The organism is Streptomyces sp. NPDC092369, from assembly GCF_044755245.1.
GTDB lineage: Bacteria > Actinomycetota > Actinomycetes > Streptomycetales > Streptomycetaceae > Streptomyces.
In genome coordinates this window covers 1,397,733-1,422,542 of sequence record NZ_JBIVQP010000003.1, presented here as the reverse complement: position 1 = coordinate 1,422,542, position 24,810 = coordinate 1,397,733, and the positions used below count along the sequence as shown (strand labels likewise).

Below are 24,810 nucleotides of genomic sequence, written 5' to 3'. Positions count from 1 at the left end.
CCGATCCGTGGGCGTTCCGTAGCCTGCGGGGAGCCTTCCGGCGCGGTCGGCGCACTACCCTTCTACTCGTTACGGGGGAGGGGTGGACGTCATGCAACCGCTCGGAGTCGACGAGCCCACCGTCGTGGGGCCCTACCGCCTGCTCGGCCGGCTCGGTTCCGGCGGGATGGGCCGGGTCTACCTGGGCCGCAGTGCCGGAGGCCGCACGGTCGCGGTGAAGATCGTGCACCCGCACTTCGCCCTCGACGAGGAGTTCCGCGCCCGCTTCCGGCGCGAGGTGGACGCGGCCCGGCGGGTGGGCGGCGCCTGGACCGCCCCGGTGCTCGACGCCGACCCACAGGCCGCCGTCCCCTGGGTGGCAACGGCGTACGCGGCCGGCCCGTCCCTGACCGGCGCGGTGACCGACGGCGGCCCGCTGCCCGCCCCTTCGGTACGGGTGCTGGGTGCCGGTCTCGCCGAGGCGCTGACGGCCGTGCACGAACTGGGCCTGGTGCACCGGGACGTGAAGCCGTCCAACGTGCTGCTCACCCTGGACGGCCCCCTGCTCATCGACTTCGGCATCGCCCGCGCCACCGACGGCACCGCGTCCCTCACCTCGACCGGCGTCTCCATCGGCTCGCCCGGTTACATGTCCCCCGAGCAGATCCTCGGCAAGGGCGCCACGGCGGCGGCCGACGTCTTCTCGCTCGGCGCGGTACTGGCGTACGCGGCCACCGGCGAACCGCCGTTCCCGGGCGACTCGTCGGCAGCCCTGCTCTACCGGGTCGTCCACGAGCCGCCCGAACTCGGCTCGCTTGAGGGCGAGTTGCGGGAGGTGGTCGAGTCCTGCCTGGTCAAGGACCCCACCGCCCGGCCGACCCCACCGGAACTCGCCCGACGGCTCGCTCCCGAGGGGGCGGCCCGGCTGGTGGCGGGCGGGTGGCTGCCGGGGGCGCTGGTGGAGCAGGTGAGCCGAAGTGCCGTACAGCTGCTGAATCTTGAGGCGGTGCTGGGGGAGACGGGACAGGAGGGTGCGGGTCTGAGGGAGGCCGCGTCCGGGCCGGTGGGGTTCAGCAGTCCATCGGTGGAGTCGAGTGCTTCCGTGGGGCAGTTCGGGCCGCCGCCGACGATGGCTCCGCCGATGCCGACGGCTGCGCCTGCATCCACGCCCGTATCCGCGCCCACCGGTGTTCCCGAGCCGCGTGACGCCCCTCTGCATGAGACGGCCGGGTCGTCCGGTCCCGCGGATGAGCGCCCGGGCAAGCTGTCCGTGTCCGTGGCGGCGTCTTCCGCGCCGGGGGCGGGAGGGCGGGGGCGGCGGATGAGCTGCACCGTGGCGCTGGCGGTCGCGGGGGCGTTGGCGGCGGTGACGGTGGGGTCGGTGTTCCTGTTCGACCTGATGCCCAACGGCGGCAACAACAACGACGCGTCGGGCGACACGAGCTCCAAGTCCTCCCCGCCGGCGGCCACTTCGGGCAGCGAGCCCGGTTCCTCCGCGAGTGCGAAGCCCACTTCCGGTCCCAGCGGCAGCAAGGAGCCGAGCCCCGGCGCCACCACCGCCCAGCAGAGCCTCCCGGCCGGCATTCCCGCCGAGTACCTCGGCACCTGGGAGGGCCAGGCGCTCGCCCTCGACGGCACCCTCCCGGTCGGCACCTTCCGGCTGACCGTCCGACAGGCCGCCGTGGGCGAGGAGTTGGGCACCCTGCGCCAGACCGACCAGCTCGGCGGCGTCTGCAACGACGTACTGACCGTGCGGTCGGTGACCCCGAAGAACATCGTCGCCACGTCGACCGGCTCCTCCTCCAACCACGACGGCTGCAATCCGACACCGCACCCGGTGCGGTTGTCGCTGGTGGGCGACGACCTCACGTACGTGTCGGAGAGCGAGGCGGAGGGGAACCCGACGTCTCGGATGTCGAAGATCAAGTAGGGGTGAGGGCCCCTCCCCCTACAGCGGGGTCGTGACCGTGACGTGGTCGCCGCCGCCCAGGTGGAGCATGCCCTTGCCGGGGGTGACCGGGCCGCCGACCATGCTGCGGTTGGTGCGGATGCCGATGAGTTCGCCGGAGCCCGACTCCTGCGGGGAGAGCAGGATGCCGCGGCGGGCCTTCTTCGCGTCGACCTGCCAGCCGGAGAAGCCGTCGCAGATCTCGTCCTCGTCACCGGCGATGACGACGGCGAGGCCCTCCTCGACGCCGCGTTCGACGATGCGCTTGAAGACGTCCTCGGCGTCGCAGTCGTCCAGCACCTCGGCGTCGTCGACCAGGACGACGATCGGCTCGGCCGGGGTGGCGGTGTCGACGAGTTCCGTCAGCTCGTCCTCGTCGACGTCCCGGCCGGTGAAGACCTTCAACACGCCTTCCTGGCCGTCGAGTTCACGCAGAGGAGACGGTCGCGGGGCGGCGATGACCAGGCGTACGCCCTGCGTGAGGTACGAGCGGGCGAAGTTCAACAGCGCCGTGCTGCGGCCGGACTTGGCGGGGCCGCCGATCACGAACGCCGGGATGCCCTGGGCGAGGTCGGGGCCGAAGGCGGTGAGTTCGTCGCCGCCGACGCCCGCGAGCGCCCACAGTGGGGTGCCGGACGTGGCCGGTTCGCGCATCGCCCACGCGTCCTCGAAGGAGATCCGGCTCGGCAGCACGTCGACCCGGAACGGGCGCCGCTCGCGTGGGACCTGGGCGTCCCGGGCGGCCGCGGCCTCGCCGATCGCCACCAGCGCCGCGTTCTGGCCCTGTCCTGTGGTGTCCTCGGAGAGCAGCGCGAACTGTGTCTCCGCCGCCGTCTCGTTGCGGAAGGCGCGGCCCGGCGGGATCTCCTCGGGCACCTTGCGGGAGTTGATGTCCAACATCGAGAAGTCGGCACGGTCGGCGAGCCGCAGACCGAACTTGTCCTCGGTGAGGGAGGAGATACGGCCCGCCAGCAGCTGGCGGTCACCGGTGATCACGACATGGATGCCGACGCTCGCGCCTTCCCGCATCATCACCATGACCTGGTCGGTGAGTTCACCGTGGTTGTGCTCACCGAGCGTGGGCAGCCAGCCCTCCCAGCGGTCGAGCAGCATCACGATGTGCGGCAGCCGCTCCTCCTCGGTGACCGCCGCCCGCTGCTCACCGATGTCCGCGAACCCCTTGTCGGCCAGCAGGTCCTGACGACGGGTCAGCTCGCTGCCGAGCCGCCCGATGAGCCGCTCCACCCGCTCCAGCTGGTTGCGGCTGACGACCGCGCCGCAGTGCGGCAGCCGGGTCAGCGCGTTGAGCGCGCCGTTGCCGCAGTCGATGCCGTAGAGGTGCACATCGGCACAGGAGTTGGTGCGCGCCAGCGAACCGGCGATGGTGCGCAGCAGTTGCGAGCGGCCGGTGCGCGGGGCGCCGGCCACGATGAGGTGCCCGAAGGTCGCGAAGTCGACGGCGACCGCACGCCGGGCCTGGTCGGCCGGCAGGTCCTCGACACCGTACGGGGCGGCGGGCAGCGAGCCCTGGGCCTGCACCGCCGGGACGTCGTCCAGCAGCAGCGAGTCGTCCAGCGCGGGCAGCCACGGCGAGTGCTGCGCGGGGATGCCGAGGGCGGTGTTGGCCTCGCGTACGACGTCCACCAGCACCTTGAGGTCGGTGATCTCGTCGTCCTCACGGGTCTCGGACTTGGGCTTCCGCAGCGCCCCGCGCCCCAGGTCCTGCCAGGTCAGCGGCCCGGCCCAGGGCGCGAGCGTCGCCGGGTCGGCGGCACCGGGACGCCGACCGCCGACGCGCCCCGACTGGAAGGGCACCAGGGAGGCGTGGCCGAGGCGGACGTACGCCCGTCCCGGTGTGCTCTTCGCGATGTGCCCGGCGTCGGGCGCGTCGATGACGTCCGTCGACTCACCGGCGTCGGTCACGCGCAGCGCGATGCGGAGGTTGGTGTTGGCGCGGATCTCCGGGGAGACCACACCACTTGGCCGCTGCGTGGCGAGCAGCAGATGGATGCCGAGCGAACGCCCCCGCTGCGCGATGTTGACCAACCCGGCGACGAAGTCGGGCAGATCACGCACCATGGACGCGAACTCGTCGATGACGATGAGGAGTCGGGGCACCGGCGGATGACTCGGCTCCCTGCGCACGAGGTCCTGATAGTCCTCGATGTCCTTGGCGTCGGCGGCGGCGAGGATGTGCTCGCGGCGCTTGAGCTCGGCGCCCAGCGACTCCAGCGCGCGCTCGACGAGGTGGGCGTCGAGGTCGGTCACCATGCCGACGGTGTGCGGGAGGCGGACACAGTCCTTGAAGGCGGCGCCGCCCTTGTAGTCGACCAGGACGAACGTCATGTTCTCCGGCGTGTTCGCGACGGCGAGCGCCGCCACGATGGTCTGCAGCAGCTCCGACTTGCCCGAACCGGTCGTACCGGCGATCAGCCCGTGCGGGCCGTCCCGCCGCAGGTCGATGCCGAACGGACCGTCGTACGACTCACCGATGACGGCCATCGTCGACTGCCCGCCCATCCGCCACCGCGCGGCGACCGCGTCCCGCGTGGGCGGCTCCAGTTGGAGCACGTCCAGCAGCCGGCTGGCGCCGGGCAGGGCCGAGTCCTCGGTCTCGCCGCTGATGTCGCGCAGGGGCGAGAGGGAGCGGGCGAGTCGGGCACACCAGGCGGCGGAGACGAAGTCCGGCCGCACGTTCCGCTTGCGCAGCGCCCCGCTCTGCTCGACCCGCAGCCGCAACTCCAGAACCTGCTCGGCCTGTTGGTCGTCCTGCTGGGCGTTGGGATGCCAGGCCTGGAAGGAGGGGAAGCCGCCGGCGGACTGCGCGGCGACGGGAACGGCGGCGGAGGAGTCCTCGGTCCGGTGCGGCTCGGCGACGACCACGGCCTGGCACTCGCCGGGCAGGAACCGCTCCTCCTCGTCCAGGCAGACCGACCGGATCGCGACCCCCGGACCCTCCCGCAGCAGTCGTACGACACCGGGCATGGACCGCAGCCGCCGCGAGCCGTCCCAGACGACGACGATGTCCGGGTCGGTGAAGGCGGGACCGTCGGTCTTGTTGCGGCCGCCCTGCTGGAGGGCCTTCTGGCGGCCGTCGAGCAGCTGGGTCAGTTCACCCACCCGGGCCGCGACGGTCTCGGCGTCGGTGCCGATGAGGACGTTGACGTCCTGGCCGCCGGTCGGGCGGGAGTGCGGCAGCCAGCGCACCCAGTCCCAGCGGTCGTGGGCGTCGTTGTCGGTGAGGACGTAGAACTGCACGTCCATCGGGCTGTGCAGGACGGCGGTCTGGGCGACGGCCCAACGGCCCAGCGCGTGCGCGGAGTCACCGGGCCCGGCGACCCCGATGACCCCGAGGTCCCGCAGCGACAGCGCGACGGGCGCGTCCTCGATGTACCAGCGGACCTTGCGCTTGTGCTCGTCCTGCTCGGGGTCGTCCAGCTCGACCTCGGAGGGGAGGCGGCCGGTGCCGAAGCGCAGCAGCAGATGGTCGGCGTCGGTGCGCCGGCGCTCCCACAGGCGGGTGCGCGGCCCGGTGCCGAAGGTCAGCACGGCGGCCGGATCGGGCACGGCCTGCCGCCGATCGGACCGCTCGGTGACGAGAGCTTCCTGGGCGTCCGCCTCGATCCGAGCCTTGTGTTCCTTGTATTCCTTCTGCTGTTTGGCGTGGGACTTGCGCCCGTGCTTCTTGTCCATGAAGTAGTTGCCGAAGAGCATGAGCGGGCTCATCAGCGCCATGATCAGGTAGTACCAGCGCCCGAACATCATCACCGACACGACCGCGCCGACCAGCGGCAACACCGCCATCAGCCAGGGCAGCGGCCGGGCTTCGTAGTCGCTGGGCGGGTTGGGCAGGGAGAAGCTGGTCTGCCGGTCGGCGGGCCGCAGGCGCGGGGGCCGGTTGTAGTCGAGCGCGGAACCGTCCTCGGACCACTTCAGGGCCGCGTTGGGCGGGGCGTAGGCGTTGATCTCCAACAGGCTGTTGCCGAGGGAGAGTTGGGAGGTGAGGGGCCATTCGCCGCCGGTGAAGTCCTCACCGTCGAGGCGGGGTTGGTCCTTGGTGTCCTTGGTGTCTTTGCCGCTGTGCAGGGCGAGTTGGCAGGTGCCGTCGATGGCGATGGAGAGAGTGGCGGCGCGGGCGGGCAGTTCGGGGTCGTCGACGCGGAGATGCGCGGCCGGTCCGCTGCCGATGTCGTACTTCCCGACCCCGAGCCGGTGCACGGCACCGGCGGCGGGACCCCCCACCACTCGGAACTCCACGACGCCGGTGGGCTCCCCGAGCAGGCACCCGGCCGGGTCGTGCAGGCTGACGACGACGCCGTCGCGGAGCGGCGAGCCGACGACGTCGGCGGCGGGGTCGAGGGCGTAACCGTCGACGTAGGCGAGGGGGGAGGAGCCGGCGCCGGCCGCTGTGCCCCGCTGCGCGCCAATGGGAATGATCTGGGCACTGCCGGTCAAACCGACATGCTTCGCCAACTCCCCGGTGATGTCACCGACGGTGGACTCCGGATCGGCGTCGAGCACCACGTCGGCACTGGCACCGCCGAGCGGGTCGACGACGGTAAGACTCAGGCGCACGCTAGGTCCCCCAACAGACTCAACACAGACTGGGAGCGACCTTAGCCCGAGAGCCTTTGCCGTACGCAACGGGATGTGCGACGGTTCACGATTCCCTTGCACGAGGCCCCTGTGGCCCCACCGGTCGCACCCGTAAGATCTTTGCTCGTGCGGACTACCGCCGTACCGAGGTACGGGTGGGACGCTTCGTGCGAACGGTGCCACGGGGGAAGGCCCTGAGGCCACACCAACGGGAGGGAGCCGTCATGGGCAAGGGTAAAGACGCAGACCTTACTTATGCCGAGATGGAGAAGGTCGCGGGTGACCTGATCAAGGACATGCACGACCTGGAAGACAAGATCAAGTCGGTCGAGAAGCGCGTCTCGGCACTGGTCGAGAACGGCTTCTCCACCCAGAAGGCCTCCGGAGCGTACGACGACTCCATGAAGGACTTCACCAAGGGTGCGACGAAGACGATCCAGGGGCTGCACGGGCTTTCGGACTTCTTGAAGAAGGCGAAGGAAGCGTACGAGCAGCTGGACGATCAGTTGGCGAAGTCGGCCAAGGGCTGATCGACTCGGCGGATGCGCGGGGACGTCGGTGCGGCGGGCCTTCTGGGCGGCCGCACCGACGTCGCTGTGTCAGGACTTCTCGGAATTCTCAGCGGGGGACCATGTCGGATCAGACAGCTGATCTCTCTCGTATCAAGGAGAGCGCTCGCTCTCTCTCCAGGATCCATCGGGAGTTCAAGAGCAACGCGAACCCCGCTGACGGACTGGGCGTGCCCGTCCTCGGTGAGAAGGGCCTGGTCGACGTCTTCGACGACTTCGGTGACAACTGGAGGATCCACCGGGAGCGTCTGACGGACGAACTGGAGAAGCTCTCCAAGATCCTGACCACGGCAGCGAAGGCCTACGAGGACATCGACCACCAACTCGCCGATGCCCTCCGGGGTACGGACCCGAAGAAACCCACCGCCAAGGAGGGGCCCAGGTGACGCGCCCTCGGGCCGACGAGTGGGCGGCGATCGGGGAGTCTGCCGATCCGGTCCCGGGTGATCCGGACGAAGTCGCCAGACTCGGCAGGGACCTGCGCAAGACGGCTGAAGCCATCAGGAAGCAGGCGGGCGAGATCAAGGCTCTTTCGTCCGTCGAGGCCTGGAAGAGCAAGGCGGCGGACGAGTTCCGCCAACAGGCCGAGGAAGCCGAGGGCAAGCTCCGAAAGGCGTTCAAGCGCTACGACGCCGCCGCGGACGCTCTCGGAGAAAAGGTGACCGAGGGCACGGATTCCAAGGAGTACGCCTCCGAACTCCACCGTGCACAGAAGATGGCCGACAAGGCGCTGCGCGACGCCCAGGACGCTCACGACGAGGACCAGGCGAGCAGTACCGCGATCGGGAAACTCCCCAAGGACACACCTGACGACGATCCCGGTCGGGACAAGCTGAAGAAGCGCCAGGAAGCGGCGGCTTCCGCGATGGAACGGGCGAAGAAGGATCTCGAAGCGGCCAAGGACGTGCGTGACGCGGCGGCCAAGAGGGCACGCGACTCCATTCGTCACGCCATCGACCACGACGGGCTGAAGGACGGCCGCTGGGACAAGTTCAAGGACTGGGTGCACGACAACGCCGGATTCATCGAGGAAGTCCTCAAGTGGTCGGGCTGGATCGCGACGATCTGCGGAACCCTGTCCTTGCTGGTGGGCTGGATTCCGGTGATCGGCCAGGCGCTCGCCGCTGTCCTCGGAAGCATCGCGCTCCTCGCCACCCTCGTTTCTCTGGTGGGCCACACGCTGCTGGCGCTCGCCGGTGAGGGCAGTTGGTTCGATGTCGCCCTGGACGTCGTCGGACTCGTGACGCTGGGCATCGGCCGTGGAGCCATCGCCGGCGCCAAGGGTGCCTCGCTCGCCGCGAAGGCGACCGCGCGTTCGGCAGCGGGAAGGGCGCTCAGGGCGGGCATCAGGGCGAAGCCCGGCACGGCTGCGTATCAGAGGGCCCTCAACGAGACGTGGAAGAAGGCCAACCTGCTCAGCGGCGGTGCTCTGCGTGGCAAGGCCGGCGTCAAGGTGATCGACGAGATGCCGAAAGGTTGGTTTCCCGGGGCGGCACGACTGAAGGAAGCCTTCAACCCCAAGTCGATCTACAACGAGTTCAAAGAGGGCTTCAAGGGCGTCAAGGACTTCCGGCCCAGCAACGTCCGGCAGTTGGGGCAGAGCGAGACATGGGCGGGGGTCCGCCCGAGAATCGGGGACTCCGGTATCGCCGATCTCGAAAAGAGCATGGGGCAGATCTCGGAATCCCTGCGGGCGGATGACGCGGTGCGGGCGGCCGGTGACGTCTTCAAGGCCCAGACCCGGATCTGGGCGGGCTCGACCGGTCTCGCCTCGGCCACCGACCTTGTCGACAAGGGGGAGATCACCGGCTGGATCGGTGACCATGTGGGGGTAGGCGGGTTGGACGACGGGCTCTGGTCGGCCACCGGGATCAAGGAAGCCACGACGGCGAGCAATGGATGAACAGGACGGTCCATGACCGAGCAGCGACGAGACGGAGCAGAGCCGGAGCCGCGCGCTGAACCCGTTGTGCGCCCGCGCGGCACCGGCCCGCACAGTGCCGACGTCGTGCGGCTGGCGCGGATCTACGCCGACGGCAAGAGCCTCGTCGTACGCGACCGGCGCCTGCGCGAGCGGCGATATCCCGTCGGTGGCGGGGACATCACGAGGGCGGTCTTCGTCCCGCCCTCCGCCGATCTGTGGGAGACCGTGGCCAAGCGACCCGCCGAGCGCTGGGGCACGGTGGTCTTCGAGCAGGAGGACGGCCGGGGCGTGCTGCGGGTACCCCTGGCGGAGTGGCTGCCCGAGGCGCATGTCGTCGGTGTCCTGGAACTGCGACCGGAGAAGTGTCTGGACCGGACGGGACTCAGGGAACTGGCCGCCGCGCTCGGGATTCCGCTGGAGGAGAGTGCGCAGCCGCGCGGGAACGAGCCGGTCGCGACGGACCCTTGGAGCGGGGCCGACCGGGCGGTGCACGGCGAGTTGCCCCGCTGGTACGGCTGGACCAGGGGACTGGGTGTCTTCGGCTGGTTCCTCGCGCTCGTCGTCGCGTTCGCCGCTGACGTCGACTGGTGCCTGCCGGTGGCCGCGGGTGCCTTGTTCCTCGTACCGGCGAGCGACGCCGTGGTGCGCTTCGGCGCGTGGTGGCGCAACCGGCGGTACCTGCGCACGCGGTTCGCGGACGCCGTGGTGATCACACCCGATCCAGCGGCCGGCGAACGAGTGACGCGGAGGTTCTGTCGTACGGCGTCCGTCCGTGTGTTGTCCGGTGACGTGGTGTTGACGGACACCGTCGGCCGGGAGCGCTGGCTGGCGCGAGACGGTGCGTACGGCATCGCGCGGGTGGTGCGTCTGGTCGCTCCCGGTGCCGGACGGCAGCCTCTGGGAGTGGAGCTCCGGGACCGAAACGGTGAGAGCCGGGCGTTGTTGCCCTGGCGCCACTGGTTCGCCGGACCACGAGGCCAGGACCGCTGGAGTGAGTTGGTGGCCGCGCTGTCGGTCTCCGTCGCGGACGAGGAAGCACGGAGCTTCGGGCGTCGGGCGGCGGCCACGGAGCCTTGGTGGAAGGGGCACTCGCTTGCCGCGGATGCCCGCATGATGTCGCCATTGCCGGCCAAGGAGGCCCGCGCGGAGACCAGTTGGCACCGCACGGTCGTCGGCGGCAACGAACTGCTGCTGGTTCCGCTCTTCAGCCTCGTTCTGCTGGCCGGTCTCTTCGGCGACAGCGCGGTGGCACGCCTGGCGGGTCTGTTCTCCCTCCTGACCATCGTGGCCGAACTCGTCCCCGCCGCGGTCGCCTCGCTGATCAGCCGCTCCTCTTACGACAAGCCGGTCGAGCATGGCCAGGACCAGTGACCAGAGACCTGCGATCCGCCTCGACGAACCCGGAGCCGTCATGACACCGAATGAAGGCAGCGCCCCCGGCGCCGCACCTCCCGCCGACTACCGGCTGCTGCTGCCGGACGGCTGGTTCCGGGTCCGTATCGATCCCGATGGGCGCGAACGGTCGGTCGACGCCCTCGTGGACCGGCAGTTCGAGGGGGTGGACAACGCGCCGCACCTCAAGCGACAAGCACGCGAGTCCCTTCTGGCGCAGGCCGTCGCTGCCTACCGGGGCGGTGGCATCGAGCTGTACCTGAGCCTTCAGCAGGCGGGTCCGCTCACCATTCCCGCCTCCTTGCTGATCACGCTGGTGCCTCCGTTCCCAGACGGTTCCCTGCCGACCGCGACTGATCTCACCACCCGCCTTTCGGCCGACGGGGAAGGGGAGGTCTCGGTCGTTGAGCTGCCCGCGGGAACGGCTGTCCGCGTCCGCCGGGCGTCGGGACCGGATCGCCCGGCCCCGACAAGAGCTCCGGGAAGCCCGGACGAGGCACTCGCGTCGATCACCCTGGACTACCAGCTGCCGGTACCCGCCACCGGCGCACACCTGCTTCTGACCTTTTCCACCCCCCTCATCCAGATCGGCGACGCGATGGTCGAACTCTTCGACGCGGTGGCCGGTTCACTGACCTGGCTGGATGGTGCCGGCGCGCATGAATGACATCCAGACGTGCGGCATCGAATGTCCGACGGATTGGGTGCCGCTCCCCCTGGACCCGTCGGACGACGTCAAGCGGTGGGCGAAGAGAACTGCCGGAGATCTGCGCGAGCGAAACAACGCGGCGGGTCACAAGCTGAACGAAGGCGCGCTGCGAAAGGACCTGCGGGGGTGGGCCGACGACAGCCGCGGCCGCGCGCCCCTGTACGCCTTCGCCTTTTACCCCGACGGCTTCGACACGGCGCTCGCCCTTCTGGAAGTCGAGGTCTTCCGCCCGGACGAGACACTGCCGCACATCTCCCTCGACCGGCTGGCGGACGCTTTCCGCGCGGATGACTTCGGGCCTCCCCACATCTCCCACCCCGAACTGCCGATCGGCCCGGCCGTACGCCTCCGCCAGAACTTCGCGGCCGACGGTTCACCGCGCCGTGGCCCTGGGGTACTGCTGCAGTCGGTCACATACGGGATTCGTCCGACGGCCACGGAAGACGCTGTCGTGGTCCTCGTGTCGTGGTCGCTGCCGGGCGTCGACGAAGAGATGGAAGAGGCGGCGGACAGCATCGTGCAGACCTTGACGGTGGGTTTCTGACTGATGGGAGAAGAGGTCGGAACCCGGACCCGCGTGAGGGACGGATTCGGAATCGCCATCGGTCTTTTCTGCCTGGTGGCCGCCCTGTTCGTCCTGCTGCTGGTTATGGGCCTGTGGAAACGGATGGTCCGCGCGACCGCACCCACCCTCGTGGACCTCCCGGGCGGATCCTGGACGGCAGGCGCCGTCCTCGGCCTGGTTGCGGTGCTCGGAGTGGCCGGAGGACTGCGATGGGGTTCTGGCGGGCAGGGCCGGCCGACTACAGGGCGGGCAGTGCGTGCCGTGGGAGCGGTGGCCTGTTGGGCGGTCGCTTTCGGTGCCCCCTTCTATCTACTGGGCGCCCTTCCCGGAAAGAACTGCCGTTCGTACGAGGCGGGGTGTGCGTACATTCCGGGCACGGGCAGTGCGTTGGTGGCGTGCGCGGTCAGCGCGGCATTGCTGGGGTGGGTTCTCTTCCGGCTGAACCGGGCGGCACGAGAGGCAGAGGCGGTTCGGGAGCGGGACCGTTTGCGCAGGTTGCGCAAGAAGGGGAAGGGGAAGAGCCGGGCGGCGGGTGGGCGGTAGGGGTGCCTGGCCCGATTGCCTTATCCCTCCTCGCTCAGCACCCAAAGACTGCGGGCGAACTCGTCGAACTCGTCGATGTTGGCCGTGACCCAGCCGAGGTTGTCGCTGACGGTCCGAAGGATCAGGTCGACTCCGTGGGACTCGATCCGCCATGCGTAGTTCACGGAACAGCAGACGGCCTCGGCCTTCGCCGACTCGAAGTATCGGATCGAGCGCGTACCACGGCCGAGCCGGTCGGTGTCGAAATCGATGACCTCCGGGTCCTGGATCGCTCCGGGCGCGTCCTTCTGCACAAGTTCGGGCAGGACCGATTCAGTAGCTCCCTCGCTCGCGGCCAGGTGGGTCACGAACATCAGGAAGTCGCGGCGCGGGTCCGGTACGAAGATGAAGGCCTGATGGACAGGGACGGTTTCGGGGAGCAGCTCGCATGCCGCCTCCCGTTGTCCGGCCAACCTCTTGACGTCGGCCTTCTCGGCCGCTGCTCCGTCCGCGAGGCTCCAGAGCAATTCCGAGGACCTACGAGCCCACTTCTTGCGTTCCCTTGAGGCTCCCCGGCCGTCGACGATCGGCAACCCCAGCCAGATCGTCGGGTCGCTGTCCGTGTCGAGAGCGAAGCGGATTTTCACTCGGTCGTGTAGAAGAAGCGGCCGTGCGGGTAGCCCTGGGTGCTGCAGCGCGCGGGGAATTCGGCGTCGTGTCCTCGATCCACGGCTGCCCACTGCTGGAGCGACTCGTGGCGCTGGACCGACCGTTTCCGCAGCTTCTTCAGGACGAGAAGAGCCGATACGGCGATGGCAACGAGCAGCACGCTCAGCGCGGCCGCCACGGCGACGTCCGTAGCTTCCCTCGACTCGGAGCCGGCGGCGTCGACCACCATGACGGGGACGAAGGCGGCCACGAGGGTGACAACGCCTGCGCACAGGAGGAAGGCGAGTGCGCGACCGCGGGAGAGATCCTCGCGGATCAGTACGTCGAGTGCGTTGGCCTGGTCGCGCAGTCGGGATTCGCGATCCCGCCAGGTGCCGGGTGGGCCGGGAGGTTCCGGGAGGGGGCCGCGGGCGGAGGCGGAGGCATGTCCGTCCGTGGTGTGTGTCATGTCCGTTCCTGTTTCGGAGGGCGGGCCATGCCCATCGCCACGCATCGACTTCAGGTTGGAAAGGCTCACTGGCCGACCGAGTCGGGCTGCCCTTCGGCGGCTCTGAGCCTGAGGCTTCTCGCGAAGTCGTCGATGGCGTCGAAGGAGGCGTCGAGGAGAGCGGGGTCGTCGTAGTGGCCCTTGAGGACCAGATCGATGTCGTGCCGCGGATCGTTCCAGGCATACGTGACGGAAAGCATCAGCCCGCCGTCGAGCGCGGTCCAACTGCGTAGACAGCGAAGGCCCTCGCCGAAGTACGGGGAGACGAAGGGGACGGTCTCCACGCGCTCGCTCGCAAGGGCGACCGTGGGATCGGGTTCGGCGAGCATGCTCAGATGGAGAGGGCTGTGTTCCTCGTCGCAGCCGAACTGCTTGGTGAAGAACACGAGCGGTGCCGCCTGGGGCGGGATCGGCCCGAAGAGAAACGCCTGATCCGCTTCGACACGGTCGCGCAGCATCGCTGCCGAGCCTACGAGGAACTTCTTCATCCGACGCCTCTCGCGCCAGGTCAGCTTCCGCCGATGCAGCAGGCCGCTCGCATCGAGCTGAAGATCGAGCCACTGCGCGAACTCCGACCTGCTGCCGCGGATCGGCATGTGGAACCACAGGGCAGGATCGGAGTCGGTTTCGACGATCATCATGTGTACGTTCCCCCTGACGTCGTGTTGTGGTTCCTTGATCACCGAACGACGGGGTTGCCTCGAACGGACTGCTGCCGTCCTGCTGTCAGCTCATCGAGGTAGAAGATGATTGCAGACTTGACCCAGGCGCAGGCGAGTCGTCGTCGGAAGGCTCGCCCAGTGGATCTACGAAGGACACCGTCCGGAGGATGGCGCCCATCATGTCGATGAACCCCGGCCAATGATCCACTGAAGCCGTGAAGAGGGTGAAGACGGCGGTGAACGGGCCCGTGGGGAACGGAACGTGGACCTGTATCTGCGCCGTGACGAGGTCCGCCGGCTCGCCATTCGCGGTCACTTCCGGGTTGAGCTTGAACTCACGCCAGGTGACACAGGAAACGGCAGGACCGCATGGCAGATCGAGCCACTGGACCTCGTCGAACGGGTCCTTGCAGAGGACCGCGAGAATTCCCTGAGCGGCGATGTCGGCGTCTGTCTGATCCGTGGGTACGGCTGCCAGAGTGAACGCGCACTGGGCGGCACCGTCGGTGAGGTCGTGTAGTGCCACTTCTCCGTCCGGGGTCCGCTCTTCCTCGGAGGCGGAGAACAGACCTATCGCGGCGTAGGAGAGGCCCGTGTTCTCCATGAGTTCGGCTATCGCCGTGTAGTAGGGGGCGGCCGGGGCCCAGATGGATTCGTCGCCGCGGGAGTAGAGGTCGCGGACAAAGGCATCCGCTCGGGCGGAGCGCTCCTCGGGGTCGCCCGCGAGAGGGAGCGGGAAGAAGCCCTCGGGGGTCAGGAACCAGACGGGCGGAGGGTCGGAGGGTGGGGTCGGCAGGTGGGTCGGCGCGGTGAGGTCAGGAGAGGGTGTCATGGAGCGGGAAGCCGTTTCGGAAGTGATGCGCCATCGGGGTCAGAAGTCCTCGGGGTGGTAGTCCTCAACAGCGACCTCTTGCCCCACGGAGTCCATTACGAGACTTACTTCCGAGGCGCCGAATGCAGAGGTGAACCGCTTCGGAAGGAGGATGTCGACCGAATAGCGGCCGCCCGGATTCCGGGTGATGATCGGGGTCACCGAACTCGGCATCTCATTCTCCGCGGCAAAGCTCAACACCGTCGTCCGTTGCTGCGGAGTCAGGGATTCCAGGGCGATGAGTTCCCGTGGGGGAGCGAGATAGCGCGTCAGCTTCCGCCGCCAGTTGGAGCGTAGTCTGCACCACGATCCGTCTTCGAACACGACGTTGAAGTCGGTCCCGTCCTTGAAGTTCCTGAGTTCAACGCGGTCGATGTCGGTACGGGAGCACTCCCAGAGGACGTCATCGTCAATTGCCTCGAAGTTCTTTTTGTCATAGGGAAGTTCGACGAAGACGAGCCTGCGGTCGGTGAAGATCGCGTGAGTGACCTGATGCTTCTGGTCAAGGCGGCCGGGATCAAGTTGCCAGGGCAAGGTGCGGGCGATGGTGTCGGGGGCGGCCCAGATGACCGGAAAGTCCTCCACCTCGTCCGACGGGTCGTCCGGAGTGTCCGATCCCTCGTCTCCCGCCTGACCACCGCCGGTGATATTGCCCCCTGCGGAACTGAGGAAGGCCATGACGGCCATTCCTGCCGTCAGCGCCGCACCTCTCAACGACTTCTGGGCGATGGCTTCCCCGGTCGAGCGGGGTGTGAAGGACGGCCCCTCGGGCCAGCCCGCCAACTCGTGCTGGATATCGTTGCGCTCGGTGTCACGGAACCATCGCATGCCCCTGACTCGGGGCGCGGCTCCGGTGGCGAAGGTGACCGGGGCGCGGGCGAGGAGTGTCTCGTCCGGACGGGGCTCCCAGACGTTCATCAATGCGTGACCTCTCTCAAGGCGGATCTCGTGGCGGACTCGGTTCCGGCCTGTCAGTCTCCGGATACGGCGTCCTTTATATGCGTGCCGACCTTGGGCGCGATCTTCAAGCCACCGTCGAGTGCCCTTCCGAGACCGCTGAACGGATCGACATTCCCCTTGAAGATTGTATTGATGCCCTTTGTGCCCAGCCACTGACCCTCGTGGTATCCGGCACTCGCCAGGCCTCCCATGCGTGATGCCAAGCCGCTGCTTGCATGCGAGACCTCGTAGACGAAGTCCGACGAACCGCCGATCTTCACCAACCCACTGACGCCGTAACCGTCATGGACGAGGTTCGAAGCCTTGCCCATGGACATCAGAATGCGTGAACTGCCGAGCTCCGTGACCTGAAATCCCTTTCCGAGGGCACCGGCCTTGGCCACTGCCGCGGCTCTGCCCAGCTTCGCGGTCTCACCGGCGACCTTGACACCCTTGCCGAACATGCCGATGCCCGGCAGCAACCCCAGCGCGTCCGTGCCGAGCGTCATCCAGCTGACATCCGCACCCGCTGCCATGGCGATGCCGTGGGCAGCCAGGGCGAGACCACTGCCGATGAGGGCGGCCGTACCGAAAATGGCGGCGAGGGGCGGGAAAGGAAGCGTGACGATGGCCAGCATGCCAAGCACCGCAGTGATGTCGCTGAGGACATCGCCGATCATCTTGATCAGGTCGGCGTGCTCCTGCAGCCAGTCGCCGGTGGCGTCCCAGGCGTTCGCGATCCCGTGACCGAGCTTTTCCCAGAATCCGGGCTCGTCGGGGGCGATGTCGCCCGCCTTGTCCAGTTCCTTGCTTATCTTCCGGGCCGCCTGTCGGTAGTCCTCCTCCAGGTCGTGGACCTGCTGGATGACTCCGTCCACCGCGCTGGAGGCCTTGCCGAGGTCGTCGCTGCCCTTGCCGTCGGCCTTGGCCTCGGCCTTCGACCTGGCATCGAGTTTCTCGCCGGCGCTCTTCTCCAGTCGGTCGGCCCGGCCCTGGAAGTCCTGGAGTTCGTCTGCCCAGCGGTGCAGTGCGCGCGAGGCCTTGTCGAAGGACTCGTGGCTCTTGCGTATGAGCGGGGTGACGTCCTTGCCTATGTACTCGGTGAAGGCGAGCGCGGTCTTGCCCTTCCAGGCGCCGCACTCGATGCGCTCCAACTCCCCAAGCGCCGTGCCGAGTTCCCCGGCGAGTTTGCCGAGTCGCTTGGCGAGGTCCCGGGTGTCCTCCACGCTCCCCGGCGTGGGGTCCCAGCCTATGTGGGGGAAGGCGGGCCGCTGCCCGGTCACGTCACTTGCCCTTCTTCTGAGGGGCCTTGAGGGACTCGGCCAGGTCGAGGTCGAGCTTGCCGAAGTTCTCCCCGATCTTGTTGATCATCTTCACGGCGCCCTGGGTGTGCTTGCCGAGTTGCTTGATGCCGTACTGCCAGTCGTCGGCGAAGTCCTGTACGTCCTCGACGAGTTTGCCCTCGCCGACGGCGGAGGCATCGGTGCCGCGGAGGGTGCGGCGCGTGGTCTCCATCCGGTCGCTTATGGAGGAGAAGGTCTTCTTCAGGTCCTGGAAGATCGTGTCTTCCAGACGCAGGTCGCTCATGGCGGATCCCCGTTTCTACGCGGGGTGGACAGCCCGGGCTTCGCGGGCCGGCCACCGATTCATCAGCGGTTGACGGCCTGGATTTCCTTCACGGTCACGTCCTGCTCGTACGTGGACAGACCGTCCGGCAGGGCCGGTTGCTGCGGGGCTCCGTCGGGGTCGGCGGAGTCGGTCCAGGTCACCTTCCAGGTGATCGACGTCTTGAACGGGTAGGTGTCGCTGCCGGACGAACGGCGGTAGGTGATGTTGCAGGCCGCGTCCGTGCTGTCGACGGTGTAGCCGTTCTTGGCCTTGACCAGGTCGTACGTGCAGCTCTGCGGGTCGGCGTCCGCGGTGCCGGCCTCGACCTTGAGGGCGACGGGGGTGGCGACCGTGGTGGCCGCCATCTGGACGCCCTTGTAGTCGATGCTGGCCGTCGTCCACACGCGGTCGAAGTCGTTCTCGAGCTTCACCCGGGTGCCGAGGTTCACGATGAGCCGGTCCGCGCGCGGGCTCAGTTCCACGGGCGGAGTGGGCAACTTCGTGGAGTTGTAGGCCAGTTCGGAAAGGATCTGCGGAGTCAGCTGGTTGGGCTCCGGTCTCGGCTGGGCCGGGGGAACCCAGAGTTCCCAGTTGTCCGTCGTGACGGGGCACGCTTCGGTGTAGCTGTCGTCCCGGAACTTCACCTGCCACCACAGGCCCTTGTCGCCCTTGTGGTAATCCTCGGCGGCGCGTTCCTTGGCGTAGCTCGCGGCAGGTTCCTTGGCGCCCTTGTAGGCGGTCTTCATGAACTCCTCGTACTCCTCGGGGGAGTACATCGGCTCGTACCAGCAGACGGGGGGTTTCCAGTTGGCGTTCGAGGACGTGGCGTTGGAAGTGGCGTTGCTGGAACGGGCCTTGCTCTGGCTGATGCGGATGTGGGCGCCGATCGTGCCCTTCCCGGAGTCGGCGCCGGAGTCGGCGGCCGGCTGTTCGGGCTGGTTGGTACCCGTGCCTCCACCGCTCCCTCGAGTGTCGTCGGCATACGCGGGGAATGTCGTCCCCAGCGCCACGACAAGCCCGGCGGCGGCCGCCGTCCGGAGAACGGGACGAAGAGCGTGCGCCCCTACCGCTGCACGCACGACGCCTCCGCCTTCTTCCAGTTCTGCTGCGTGACCTGCCAGTCACCGGCGGAGTCCTTCTGGGCCTGCAGGGTGTACAGGACGAAGCTCTTGTCGCTGACCTTGGTACGCAGCACCTTCTGCGTCTTGATCTCCTTGCTGAACGCCTGACTCTGGTCCTCGCAGTAACGCGCTGCCGCGGTCTTGCCGTTCGCGACGTCCGTGACCTCGAAGTCGTAGTACCGGTACTTACCCGTGAGGGTGAGACCGTCCTTCTTGAAGTCAGCGACCTGCTGCACCCAGTAGGTGAAGGCGGCACCCGCGAAGTAGCGGTTCATGTTGGCGGTCTGGCTCTTGCCTCGGGCGAAGGCCTCGATGTTCGCCTGCGTCGAGTACGCCACGTCTCGCAGAATCGCGTCCTTCGTCGTGTCCCCCGTCGAATCCCGGTCGACGGTCACCTTGACGTCGGACGGGGAGTCGAAACCCGGCGCGTTCTTCTCGGCCGTCGCCGACGCGGAGGGCGTGGTCGACCCCGGCTCCCCGCTGTCGGCCCCCGCGATCTTGTCGTTGGCCTTGGAGCTGTCGTCCCCGCCCCCGCAAGCCGTCAACATCAGACCTGTGGCTGCGGCCAGCGCGACAGCGGTGGGCAAAGTGCGGCGCTTCACTGTGGACTCCCCGTGAGACTGAAGATCGGCAAGAGGACAAACGCTATCGGTGCGGTTCCGGGTTTCGCCACCGCGAAGTTCCCAGCAAAGTTTGCTAATTGGGGGCATTGCAGATACTTGGGTGTGTGATGTGTCCTGCGCCCCGATAGACCACCGCCAGGACGTCACCCCGCTGGGGAGCAGTACCGCGCCTTGGGCCGGACCCCGGCGCGGTGCCCCCGTTCGATGTCCTCGACGGTCGCACCCCAGTCGGTGGCAGAGATCCGGCCGCCGTCCCCGCCCGTCTGCTGATGCAGGAAACGGAACCGTCGGGGCGCGGAGCCGTCGGGTGACGGCGCCGCGAGTACGCCGATGAAACGAGGGTCTCCCGCAAACCACACCACGTCGATCTGGGCCTTCAGCTCAGGAGCCGCACGTGGGGCCATGCGCCGGCTCCACCACCCGACCCCCCAATGCCGGGGGAACACCATGGGCAGTCGCCGCTCCGGTCGGGCCGGGTTCGGGAACTCGAACCAGCCGTACTGCCTGCCGACGACGTCGGTCCTGTCGGTGAGACCACGCGGAGCGTCGCCGCGCAGGTGCCACGGGTACACCCGCAGAGTGCGCCGCATCCGGAAGATCGCGGGGAGGGCGAACACCTGTAGGAAGGCTCGGTAGAAGGCGTACACGAGGAAAGGTGCGACGAGGATCGCGTACCCGGGGGACAGGAGAACCGACAGGACGGCAAGTAGCGCGAACCACAGAGCGACCCAGCCGACAAGACCGAGCACGTTCACCGCCAGCTGCCTCAGCCAGGCCCGACGGGTCGGTGGGTGCTCCCATGCCACGGGGTGGTCTGTCGGGCTCATATCGGTTCTCTCTCGCCTCTCAGTCAGAACGCATGCCCGGCGAGGCCGATCAGGGCACCGTCGTTGTACAGCTCATCCGCCGCGCTGGACACCAGACCGTACCGGGCGTTCACGACATCGGGTGAAGCCGAGTTTTTCCGCCCGTCTTTGCAAGCCTTTAAGGCCGCTCCATACCTGGCGGCTGCCCGCGAAGCAGGTGCGCCAGGCCGCTGGGTGCTCCCCGCGGCACGTTCCGCAGTGTTCCCGCCTGTAGCGCGCCTGCTGCGCGACGACACGACCGCAACCGGCAGGCCCAGGAAGCCCAGTAGCATTCAATTGCCGCATTTCCGAAGGCAACTCGCATTGCGAACGCTCGTTCTGGTCCATGGGGGAAACGGACATGGCTAAGGGTGACCTCGTCCTGAGTCTGGCAGGGCTCGACGCCTTGGCGGTTCAACTGCGCGCGATCAAAAGGCGCATGGATGACACCGGTCAGGTCGATCGCAAGTTGGGGCATGGGGAGCTCGGCTCGAAGTCCGCGTTCGACGCCATGGAGGACTTCATGCGCGGCTGGAAGGACGGCCGCAAGGGGATCGACGTCGGCCTCGAATGTGTGGCAAAGACGGCGCAGGAGATCGTCGACAAGATGACCAAGCTCGATGTCGAGCTCAGAAACTCCCTCCGCCGGCACGAGAAGGAGGTCAAGGGTGGAAGGTGAGCAGCGTCTGGCAGAGGCCCCCTTCGCGAGCGCCCTCCCTGGAGACGTCATCGGCGTCAACATCCAAGTCCCCCATACGTGGTACGAGTTCGACGTCCATCCCGTCTCCGTGAATCGCTCGATCCGCGATGTGGTGGCGGAACGGGTCAAGGACAGGCCGGAGTTGGCCGATTTCCAGGCCGAACTGGTCAGGACCCTGAAGAAGGTGGCCCGGGAGGCCAGGAAGAGGAGCGTCGTCTATTCCGGCTCCATGTGCGAGATCGTCGACGACGAGCCCATGGTGGCCAGTCTCCTGGTCAGCGTGACCGAGGCCGTGAACGAGACCACCGGCGAGTCCTCCCCCACCGGTCTGGACACACTCATGGGATCGCTGGCCCCGATCGCCCCCGGCCGTCGGCCCACGGATCCATGGCGCCGCGTGCAAGTGGTGGATCTGCCCGAGGCCGGCCGCGCGGTGCGCACAGAAGGCATCGAGGACATCGAGATCCCCGACGACAACCGCAGCTATCGCGCAGTGATGATGCAGACTTTCGTGCCCTTCCCCGTGAGCAGTCCGAAGGTCGCCGTCATCAGCGCCAGCACGCCCCAACTGGCCCTGGTCGAGCCAATGCTGGAGCTCTTCGACCTCATCACCGGCACCTTCCGCTTCGTACACCGCGCTGACCTCGACACGGAGAGCTGAGCTCGATGGCCCGCCCCACCGACTGGCACAACCTCGACCTGCACGACGATCCGACGCCCGGTGATCCGTACGAGGTCAAACTCCAGGGGCGGCGGTACAGACTCTTCGTCGAGGACATCTCCACAGCCCTCAAGGGCATGCGCTCCGCTTCCAAGGACTCCGCCCTTCAGGACGCGGCAGGCAAGGCCATGGACGCGTTCAAGGGTCAGATCGGCAACTTGCCCGGCCAACTGCAGAAGCTGTATGACTCGTACGACTTGGTCGCAACGGCCCTGGTGGCCTACGCCGGCAAGTTGGAGCACTGCCAGACGACGGCGGACCATGCGCTCGCCCAGGCCCGGACGCTGCGCGGCGACCTCTCCAAGGCGCAGTCCCGGTTGGCCGGTGCCATCACCGCGGCGAACAACGCCAAGTCGGCGCAGAGCAGACTCCAGAATCCCGCCGGTGGCGCTCCCGCGCCCGACCCGGACAAGGTCCGCAGGGCGACGCGTGACGCCCGGCATGCGCAGGAGCACCGGCAGGCGACGCAGGGCCAAGTCGACCACCTGCACGCCCAGTTGGCGGAGCTGAGGACGAAAGCGGAGAACGCCGGAAAGGACCAGGACAAGGCTGCCACGAAGCTGGTCCAGGACATCCACGAGGCCTCTGATGCCGGTATCCACAACAAGAAGTGGTTCGAGAAGGTCGGCGAATGGTTCGCGGACCACTGGGACGACATTGTCACCGGCTGCAAGTTCGTAGTCGCGGTCGCGGGTATCGTCGCGCTCTTCGTCGCGGCCCCATGGCTCATGATCCTCATTGCGGCCGCAGCATTGATTGTTCTGGCTGACACGATCGTCAAGTTCACGCAGGGCAAGGCCGGCTGGGGAGATCTGGTTTTCGCGATACTGGACTGCCTCCCGTTGGTCGGCAAGCTGGCCATGCTGGCGAAGGCCGGCAAGCTGGTGGGTGGGTTCAAGATGGCGCTCAGGGTCAGGAAGGCCGAGATCGCCGCCGGCCGGCTCATCAAGGTGTGGCGCATGGGCGAAGACCTCAAGGGCTTTCGCAAGGTCGGCCACGCGTTTGTCACCGGGGAGCTCAAGACCACACTCAAGGACGCTTTGAACGGCGGCTGGAGTGAGATGCGGAAGAACACGCAGGGCAACCTTGTCGGAAATGCCATCGGAGCCGGCATGACTCCCATGGTCAGCAAGGGCTTCAAGCGGCTTCCAAAGATCATCAATGACAGCAGCTTCACCAACCTGACCCGCAGGGAGTACAGCGAACTCAGCATGACCCTCGCTGGAAAGAACGCCAAGGGAAGGATGATCACGGGTGGTGCCGAAGGGCTGGTGAAGAGTCTGACGCGAGCCACCGTGAGCTCGGCTTTCTTTGGAGCGGACTTTGATACCAACGGCGTCATTCTGGATGGCTTGGGCGGTGCCGGTGGCGGGGTGGGCTACAGCCCCGGAATCCTGCCTGCCAAGGCGCAGTTCAGCCAGTGAGCGACTTGCGTGCGTCCTGAAATCTCGACATGGCTGCCGGTAGCCGAACGCGGTAGTCGATGTATTCGACTTCGCCGTCCGCCGTAATGTCGGTGTATTCGGTCGCTGTCACGACGCGCGCCAGGTGACTGTCCGACAGCTTCCGCGCCGCGACCCACACCGCGTCCGCGACAGCTTGTGGTGACGACTCATCGAGGACCGTCAAGCGCCGCCTGATCGACATGACCTGGCCTTTCAGCTTGAACGTCAGAGGCAGGCCGATGTCGCAGGACGCGAACCTGCCGCGCCCGCGTCGTAGTAGGCCTCCCACGCCGTCGAGGAGGTCCAGCAGGGCGGGGAAGAGGAGGATCCCCATGCCGTCGTCCGGCCTACGGGAGGCGCGGGTGGTGGTGGTTCCCGCATTTCCCGTGACGTCAAGGTGCCCCAGGAAGAGCCCGTCATCGATGTCCTCCTGATCGGGGAGCGGGGTGTAGACGAACTCAGGCACCGGAACCCCGCTTTCCCGGTTGCTGCAACTCTTTCAACTGCGCGGCCGTGAAGGGCGATTCTCCGGAGATACCGGCCGCTCGGGCGTGCTGCCAGGCCGCCTCGCTGACGCTGTCCGGCCGGTCTCCCTTGCTCGCGTTGAGCGCATGCACGGGCCGTGCGGCGCCCAACTCGCCAACTCCGCGCAGCGCGAGCACGATTGCGAAGCGCGGATCTCCGGCGAACTTGAAGCCACTCGTCCTGGCGTTGGCCACCGCGTCTCGCCGTCGCTTGGTCAGGAGGCCGTATCGGCGGACAGCGACACTGACGCTCTTGTCCGGGTCGTCGGGGTCGGGGATTTTCAGACAGCTCGGATCGGTCGGACCGCTGCGTTCGAGCGGATGGCGATCCTGCCAGGGATAGGTGGCGAGAATTCCGCCCATGTTCCTGAGCTGCACCCGGCGGGAGTCGGACACAGCGATCCCGATGACCGAGACCAGGATGGGGACGACCATCACGTACGCCGGAAGTGAACCCCCCGCCCATGACTCCCAGCCAATCGTCTCCAGCACGAAAAAGCCTGGAACGGACAGCACCCAGAAAGTCGTAGCCGCGACGGCCCGCCGTCGCGCACGCAGCCATGCGCGCAAGGTGTCCGGATCGTCGAAGGCGACCCGAGGCGTTTCGTCCCCCATGGGGTAAGTCCTCCGTACGGCTGATCAATTGATCTGGTTCGTTGCGGGATTTGATGGGATCTGTGAATTCTCGGCTGCAACAGGCCGACGGTAGCAGCCGGGCGACGTCTTCCCGGGGGGCGTTGGCGCTGGTCGAAACCCGGGATTCGGGACATAGATATGCTGATCAGCATGGAATACGGGGTGGTCGGAGAGTCGAATGCCGTGGTGTGTCCGGGCTGCGGTGGCACTGAGGTGCGGACGGTTGAACAAGCGCGCCTGGGCAAAGGCGCGTTGCGTGGTGACCTGTACGGGCGACTGGCACCTGGGCCGGACAAGTCCGGCGACGGTTTGACGCACTTCGCGGAAGGCATGGTGTTGACCGGCATCGGTGTCGCCCTCGCGTACACGGGTGTCCACCAGTCCAAGCCTCTATACACAGTCGGCGGTGTGCTTCTCGCCCTGATCTGCTTCTTCGGGACCATCGCGGTCGTCCGCGGCGACGGGCGCGAGAAGTCCGCCGCCGAGGCCGGGGCCCCGCGTGCGAAGCGGCTGTGGGAACCGGCGCGGTACTGCTACGGCTGCGCCTCGGTCTTCTGCCCGGGCGACACACCCTGGCGAGGGGTTCTCGCACCGGAACAGTTCAAGAAGCTGGTGTGGACCGAGGCCGGTTACGCCGATCAACTCGTCGTGGGGGACAAGGCCAAGGACGCCGAGATTCCTGCGGATGCGCTGCCGGGACGGCTGTAGACAGAGACCCGCCAGGCCTGGGGCAAGCTGTGGACTGCCCCTGGCTC

24 protein-coding genes are annotated in these 24,810 nt (G+C 67.7%); 11 read left to right on the top strand and 13 right to left on the bottom strand.

From position 1 onward, the window contains the following. Nucleotides 1–91: 91 nt before the first annotated feature. Nucleotides 92–1,909 carry a serine/threonine-protein kinase gene (locus ACIQI8_RS23440; protein ID WP_402353716.1) on the top strand — a complete coding sequence of 606 codons (1,818 nt, stop codon included), beginning with the start codon at nt 92–94 and terminating at the stop codon, nt 1,907–1,909. Nucleotides 1,910–1,927: 18 nt separating this feature from the next. Here ACIQI8_RS23440 and ACIQI8_RS23435 read toward each other — a convergent pair whose 3' ends face one another. Continuing rightward, a complete protein-coding gene (locus ACIQI8_RS23435; RefSeq protein WP_402353713.1) occupies nt 1,928–6,502 on the bottom strand; it encodes an FtsK/SpoIIIE domain-containing protein in 4,575 nt (1,524 codons plus the stop codon). Between the two features lie 245 nt (nt 6,503–6,747). Here ACIQI8_RS23435 and ACIQI8_RS23430 point away from each other — a divergent pair, with 245 nt between their 5' ends. The 6 genes from ACIQI8_RS23430 (at nt 6,748) to ACIQI8_RS23405 (ending at nt 11,661) form a co-directional block, all read left to right on the top strand. Beyond that, on the top strand, nt 6,748–7,053 hold the full coding sequence (locus ACIQI8_RS23430) for a WXG100 family type VII secretion target (protein ID WP_401714300.1): 306 nt from the start codon (nt 6,748–6,750) through the stop codon (nt 7,051–7,053). A 209-nt stretch (nt 7,054–7,262) separates the two neighbouring features. Continuing rightward, nucleotides 7,263–7,478: a type VII secretion target gene (locus ACIQI8_RS23425; RefSeq protein ID WP_402353710.1), complete on the top strand. Its 216-nt coding sequence runs from the start codon at nt 7,263–7,265 to the stop codon at nt 7,476–7,478. Next, complete coding sequence (locus ACIQI8_RS23420) at nt 7,475–8,995, top strand: putative T7SS-secreted protein (RefSeq protein WP_402353708.1); 1,521 nt, start codon at nt 7,475–7,477, stop codon at nt 8,993–8,995. Before ACIQI8_RS23425 ends, ACIQI8_RS23420 begins: the two co-directional genes overlap by 4 nt. Before the next feature lie 12 nt (nt 8,996–9,007). Further along, nucleotides 9,008–10,387, top strand: a complete 1,380-nt coding sequence (locus tag ACIQI8_RS23415) for a hypothetical protein (RefSeq protein WP_402353705.1) — start codon at nt 9,008–9,010, stop codon at nt 10,385–10,387. Between the two features lie 40 nt (nt 10,388–10,427). Next, nucleotides 10,428–11,075 carry a hypothetical protein gene (locus ACIQI8_RS23410; RefSeq protein WP_402353702.1) on the top strand — a complete coding sequence of 216 codons (648 nt, stop codon included), beginning with the start codon at nt 10,428–10,430 and terminating at the stop codon, nt 11,073–11,075. Next, on the top strand, nt 11,053–11,661 hold the full coding sequence (locus tag ACIQI8_RS23405) for a hypothetical protein (protein ID WP_402353699.1): 609 nt from the start codon (nt 11,053–11,055) through the stop codon (nt 11,659–11,661). Before ACIQI8_RS23410 ends, ACIQI8_RS23405 begins: the two co-directional genes overlap by 23 nt. 584 nt (nt 11,662–12,245) lie before the next feature. Here the strand turns inward: ACIQI8_RS23405 and ACIQI8_RS23400 are convergent. The 10 genes from ACIQI8_RS23400 to ACIQI8_RS23355 all read right to left on the bottom strand — a co-directional run bounded on the left by ACIQI8_RS23400 (nt 12,246) and on the right by ACIQI8_RS23355 (nt 20,011). Then, complete coding sequence (locus ACIQI8_RS23400) at nt 12,246–12,851, bottom strand: hypothetical protein (protein WP_402353696.1); 606 nt, start codon at nt 12,849–12,851, stop codon at nt 12,246–12,248. Then, nucleotides 12,848–13,321, bottom strand: coding sequence for a hypothetical protein (locus ACIQI8_RS23395; protein WP_402353693.1), 474 nt, complete (start codon nt 13,319–13,321; stop codon nt 12,848–12,850). Before ACIQI8_RS23395 ends, ACIQI8_RS23400 begins: the two co-directional genes overlap by 4 nt. A 65-nt stretch (nt 13,322–13,386) precedes the next feature. Next, complete coding sequence (locus tag ACIQI8_RS23390) at nt 13,387–14,001, bottom strand: hypothetical protein (protein WP_402353690.1); 615 nt, start codon at nt 13,999–14,001, stop codon at nt 13,387–13,389. 85 nt (nt 14,002–14,086) lie between these two features. Continuing rightward, complete coding sequence (locus ACIQI8_RS23385) at nt 14,087–14,626, bottom strand: hypothetical protein (protein ID WP_402353687.1); 540 nt, start codon at nt 14,624–14,626, stop codon at nt 14,087–14,089. A gap of 267 nt (nt 14,627–14,893) precedes the next feature. Continuing rightward, nucleotides 14,894–15,811, bottom strand: a complete 918-nt coding sequence (locus ACIQI8_RS23380) for a hypothetical protein (protein WP_402353684.1) — start codon at nt 15,809–15,811, stop codon at nt 14,894–14,896. Between the two features lie 53 nt (nt 15,812–15,864). Then, nucleotides 15,865–17,115 (bottom strand): enoyl-CoA hydratase/isomerase family protein, encoded by a 1,251-nt coding sequence (locus tag ACIQI8_RS23375; protein ID WP_402353681.1) that lies wholly within the window; start codon nt 17,113–17,115, stop codon nt 15,865–15,867. Between the two features lies 1 nt (nt 17,116). Further along, on the bottom strand, nt 17,117–17,419 hold the full coding sequence (locus ACIQI8_RS23370) for a hypothetical protein (protein WP_402353678.1): 303 nt from the start codon (nt 17,417–17,419) through the stop codon (nt 17,117–17,119). Between the two features lie 62 nt (nt 17,420–17,481). Then, entirely contained in the window at nt 17,482–18,519 is a 1,038-nt protein-coding gene (locus tag ACIQI8_RS23365; RefSeq protein WP_402353675.1) for a hypothetical protein, read from the bottom strand. Beyond that, nucleotides 18,504–19,163: a hypothetical protein gene (locus ACIQI8_RS23360; protein WP_402353672.1), complete on the bottom strand. Its 660-nt coding sequence runs from the start codon at nt 19,161–19,163 to the stop codon at nt 18,504–18,506. Before ACIQI8_RS23360 ends, ACIQI8_RS23365 begins: the two co-directional genes overlap by 16 nt. Nucleotides 19,164–19,327: 164 nt before the next feature. Continuing rightward, nucleotides 19,328–20,011 carry a hypothetical protein gene (locus ACIQI8_RS23355; RefSeq protein ID WP_402353669.1) on the bottom strand — a complete coding sequence of 228 codons (684 nt, stop codon included), beginning with the start codon at nt 20,009–20,011 and terminating at the stop codon, nt 19,328–19,330. A gap of 379 nt (nt 20,012–20,390) precedes the next feature. On the opposite strand from ACIQI8_RS23355, the gene ACIQI8_RS23350 reads away from it, so the two are divergent. The 3 genes from ACIQI8_RS23350 to ACIQI8_RS23340 are packed head-to-tail and all read left to right on the top strand — an operon-like array spanning nt 20,391 to nt 22,874. Then, nucleotides 20,391–20,708, top strand: a complete 318-nt coding sequence (locus ACIQI8_RS23350) for a hypothetical protein (RefSeq protein ID WP_402353666.1) — start codon at nt 20,391–20,393, stop codon at nt 20,706–20,708. Then, nucleotides 20,698–21,390, top strand: a complete 693-nt coding sequence (locus ACIQI8_RS23345; protein ID WP_402353663.1) for a hypothetical protein — start codon at nt 20,698–20,700, stop codon at nt 21,388–21,390. Before ACIQI8_RS23350 ends, ACIQI8_RS23345 begins: the two co-directional genes overlap by 11 nt. Nucleotides 21,391–21,395: 5 nt before the next feature. After that, nucleotides 21,396–22,874 (top strand): hypothetical protein, encoded by a 1,479-nt coding sequence (locus ACIQI8_RS23340; protein ID WP_402353660.1) that lies wholly within the window; start codon nt 21,396–21,398, stop codon nt 22,872–22,874. Here ACIQI8_RS23340 and ACIQI8_RS23335 read toward each other — a convergent pair. Both ACIQI8_RS23335 and ACIQI8_RS23330 read right to left on the bottom strand, forming a co-directional pair. Beyond that, nucleotides 22,864–23,361 (bottom strand): hypothetical protein, encoded by a 498-nt coding sequence (locus tag ACIQI8_RS23335; RefSeq protein ID WP_402353657.1) that lies wholly within the window; start codon nt 23,359–23,361, stop codon nt 22,864–22,866. The two genes, ACIQI8_RS23340 and ACIQI8_RS23335, sit on opposite strands and share 11 nt — an antisense overlap. Continuing rightward, nucleotides 23,354–24,034 carry a hypothetical protein gene (locus ACIQI8_RS23330; protein ID WP_402353654.1) on the bottom strand — a complete coding sequence of 227 codons (681 nt, stop codon included), beginning with the start codon at nt 24,032–24,034 and terminating at the stop codon, nt 23,354–23,356. Before ACIQI8_RS23330 ends, ACIQI8_RS23335 begins: the two co-directional genes overlap by 8 nt. A gap of 273 nt (nt 24,035–24,307) precedes the next feature. Between ACIQI8_RS23330 and ACIQI8_RS23325 the strand changes: the two genes are divergently transcribed. Next, the gene (locus ACIQI8_RS23325; RefSeq protein WP_402353651.1) at nt 24,308–24,763 is read left to right on the top strand and encodes a hypothetical protein; all 456 of its coding nucleotides are present in this window, start codon (nt 24,308–24,310) and stop codon (nt 24,761–24,763) included. The last annotated feature ends 47 nt before the right edge of the window (nt 24,764–24,810 follow it).

Bases quoted from the DNA above. Each gene is read 5' to 3' on its own strand.
- ACIQI8_RS23440 (WP_402353716.1), top strand. From the start codon at position 92: ATGCAACCGCTCGGAGTCGACGAGCCCACCGTCGTGGGGCCCTACCGC.
- ACIQI8_RS23430 (WP_401714300.1), top strand. From the start codon at position 6,748: ATGGGCAAGGGTAAAGACGCAGACCTTACTTATGCCGAGATGGAGAAG.
- ACIQI8_RS23415 (WP_402353705.1), top strand. From the start codon at position 9,008: ATGACCGAGCAGCGACGAGACGGAGCAGAGCCGGAGCCGCGCGCTGAA.
- ACIQI8_RS23410 (WP_402353702.1), top strand. From the start codon at position 10,428: ATGACACCGAATGAAGGCAGCGCCCCCGGCGCCGCACCTCCCGCCGAC.
- ACIQI8_RS23405 (WP_402353699.1), top strand. From the start codon at position 11,053: ATGGTGCCGGCGCGCATGAATGACATCCAGACGTGCGGCATCGAATGT.
- ACIQI8_RS23395 (WP_402353693.1), bottom strand. From the start codon at position 13,321: ATGACACACACCACGGACGGACATGCCTCCGCCTCCGCCCGCGGCCCC.
- ACIQI8_RS23390 (WP_402353690.1), bottom strand. From the start codon at position 14,001: ATGATGATCGTCGAAACCGACTCCGATCCTGCCCTGTGGTTCCACATG.
- ACIQI8_RS23385 (WP_402353687.1), bottom strand. From the start codon at position 14,626: ATGGAGAACACGGGCCTCTCCTACGCCGCGATAGGTCTGTTCTCCGCC.
- ACIQI8_RS23380 (WP_402353684.1), bottom strand. From the start codon at position 15,811: ATGAACGTCTGGGAGCCCCGTCCGGACGAGACACTCCTCGCCCGCGCC.
- ACIQI8_RS23370 (WP_402353678.1), bottom strand. From the start codon at position 17,419: ATGAGCGACCTGCGTCTGGAAGACACGATCTTCCAGGACCTGAAGAAG.
- ACIQI8_RS23355 (WP_402353669.1), bottom strand. From the start codon at position 20,011: ATGAGCCCGACAGACCACCCCGTGGCATGGGAGCACCCACCGACCCGT.
- ACIQI8_RS23350 (WP_402353666.1), top strand. From the start codon at position 20,391: ATGGCTAAGGGTGACCTCGTCCTGAGTCTGGCAGGGCTCGACGCCTTG.
- ACIQI8_RS23340 (WP_402353660.1), top strand. From the start codon at position 21,396: ATGGCCCGCCCCACCGACTGGCACAACCTCGACCTGCACGACGATCCG.
- ACIQI8_RS23330 (WP_402353654.1), bottom strand. From the start codon at position 24,034: ATGGGGGACGAAACGCCTCGGGTCGCCTTCGACGATCCGGACACCTTG.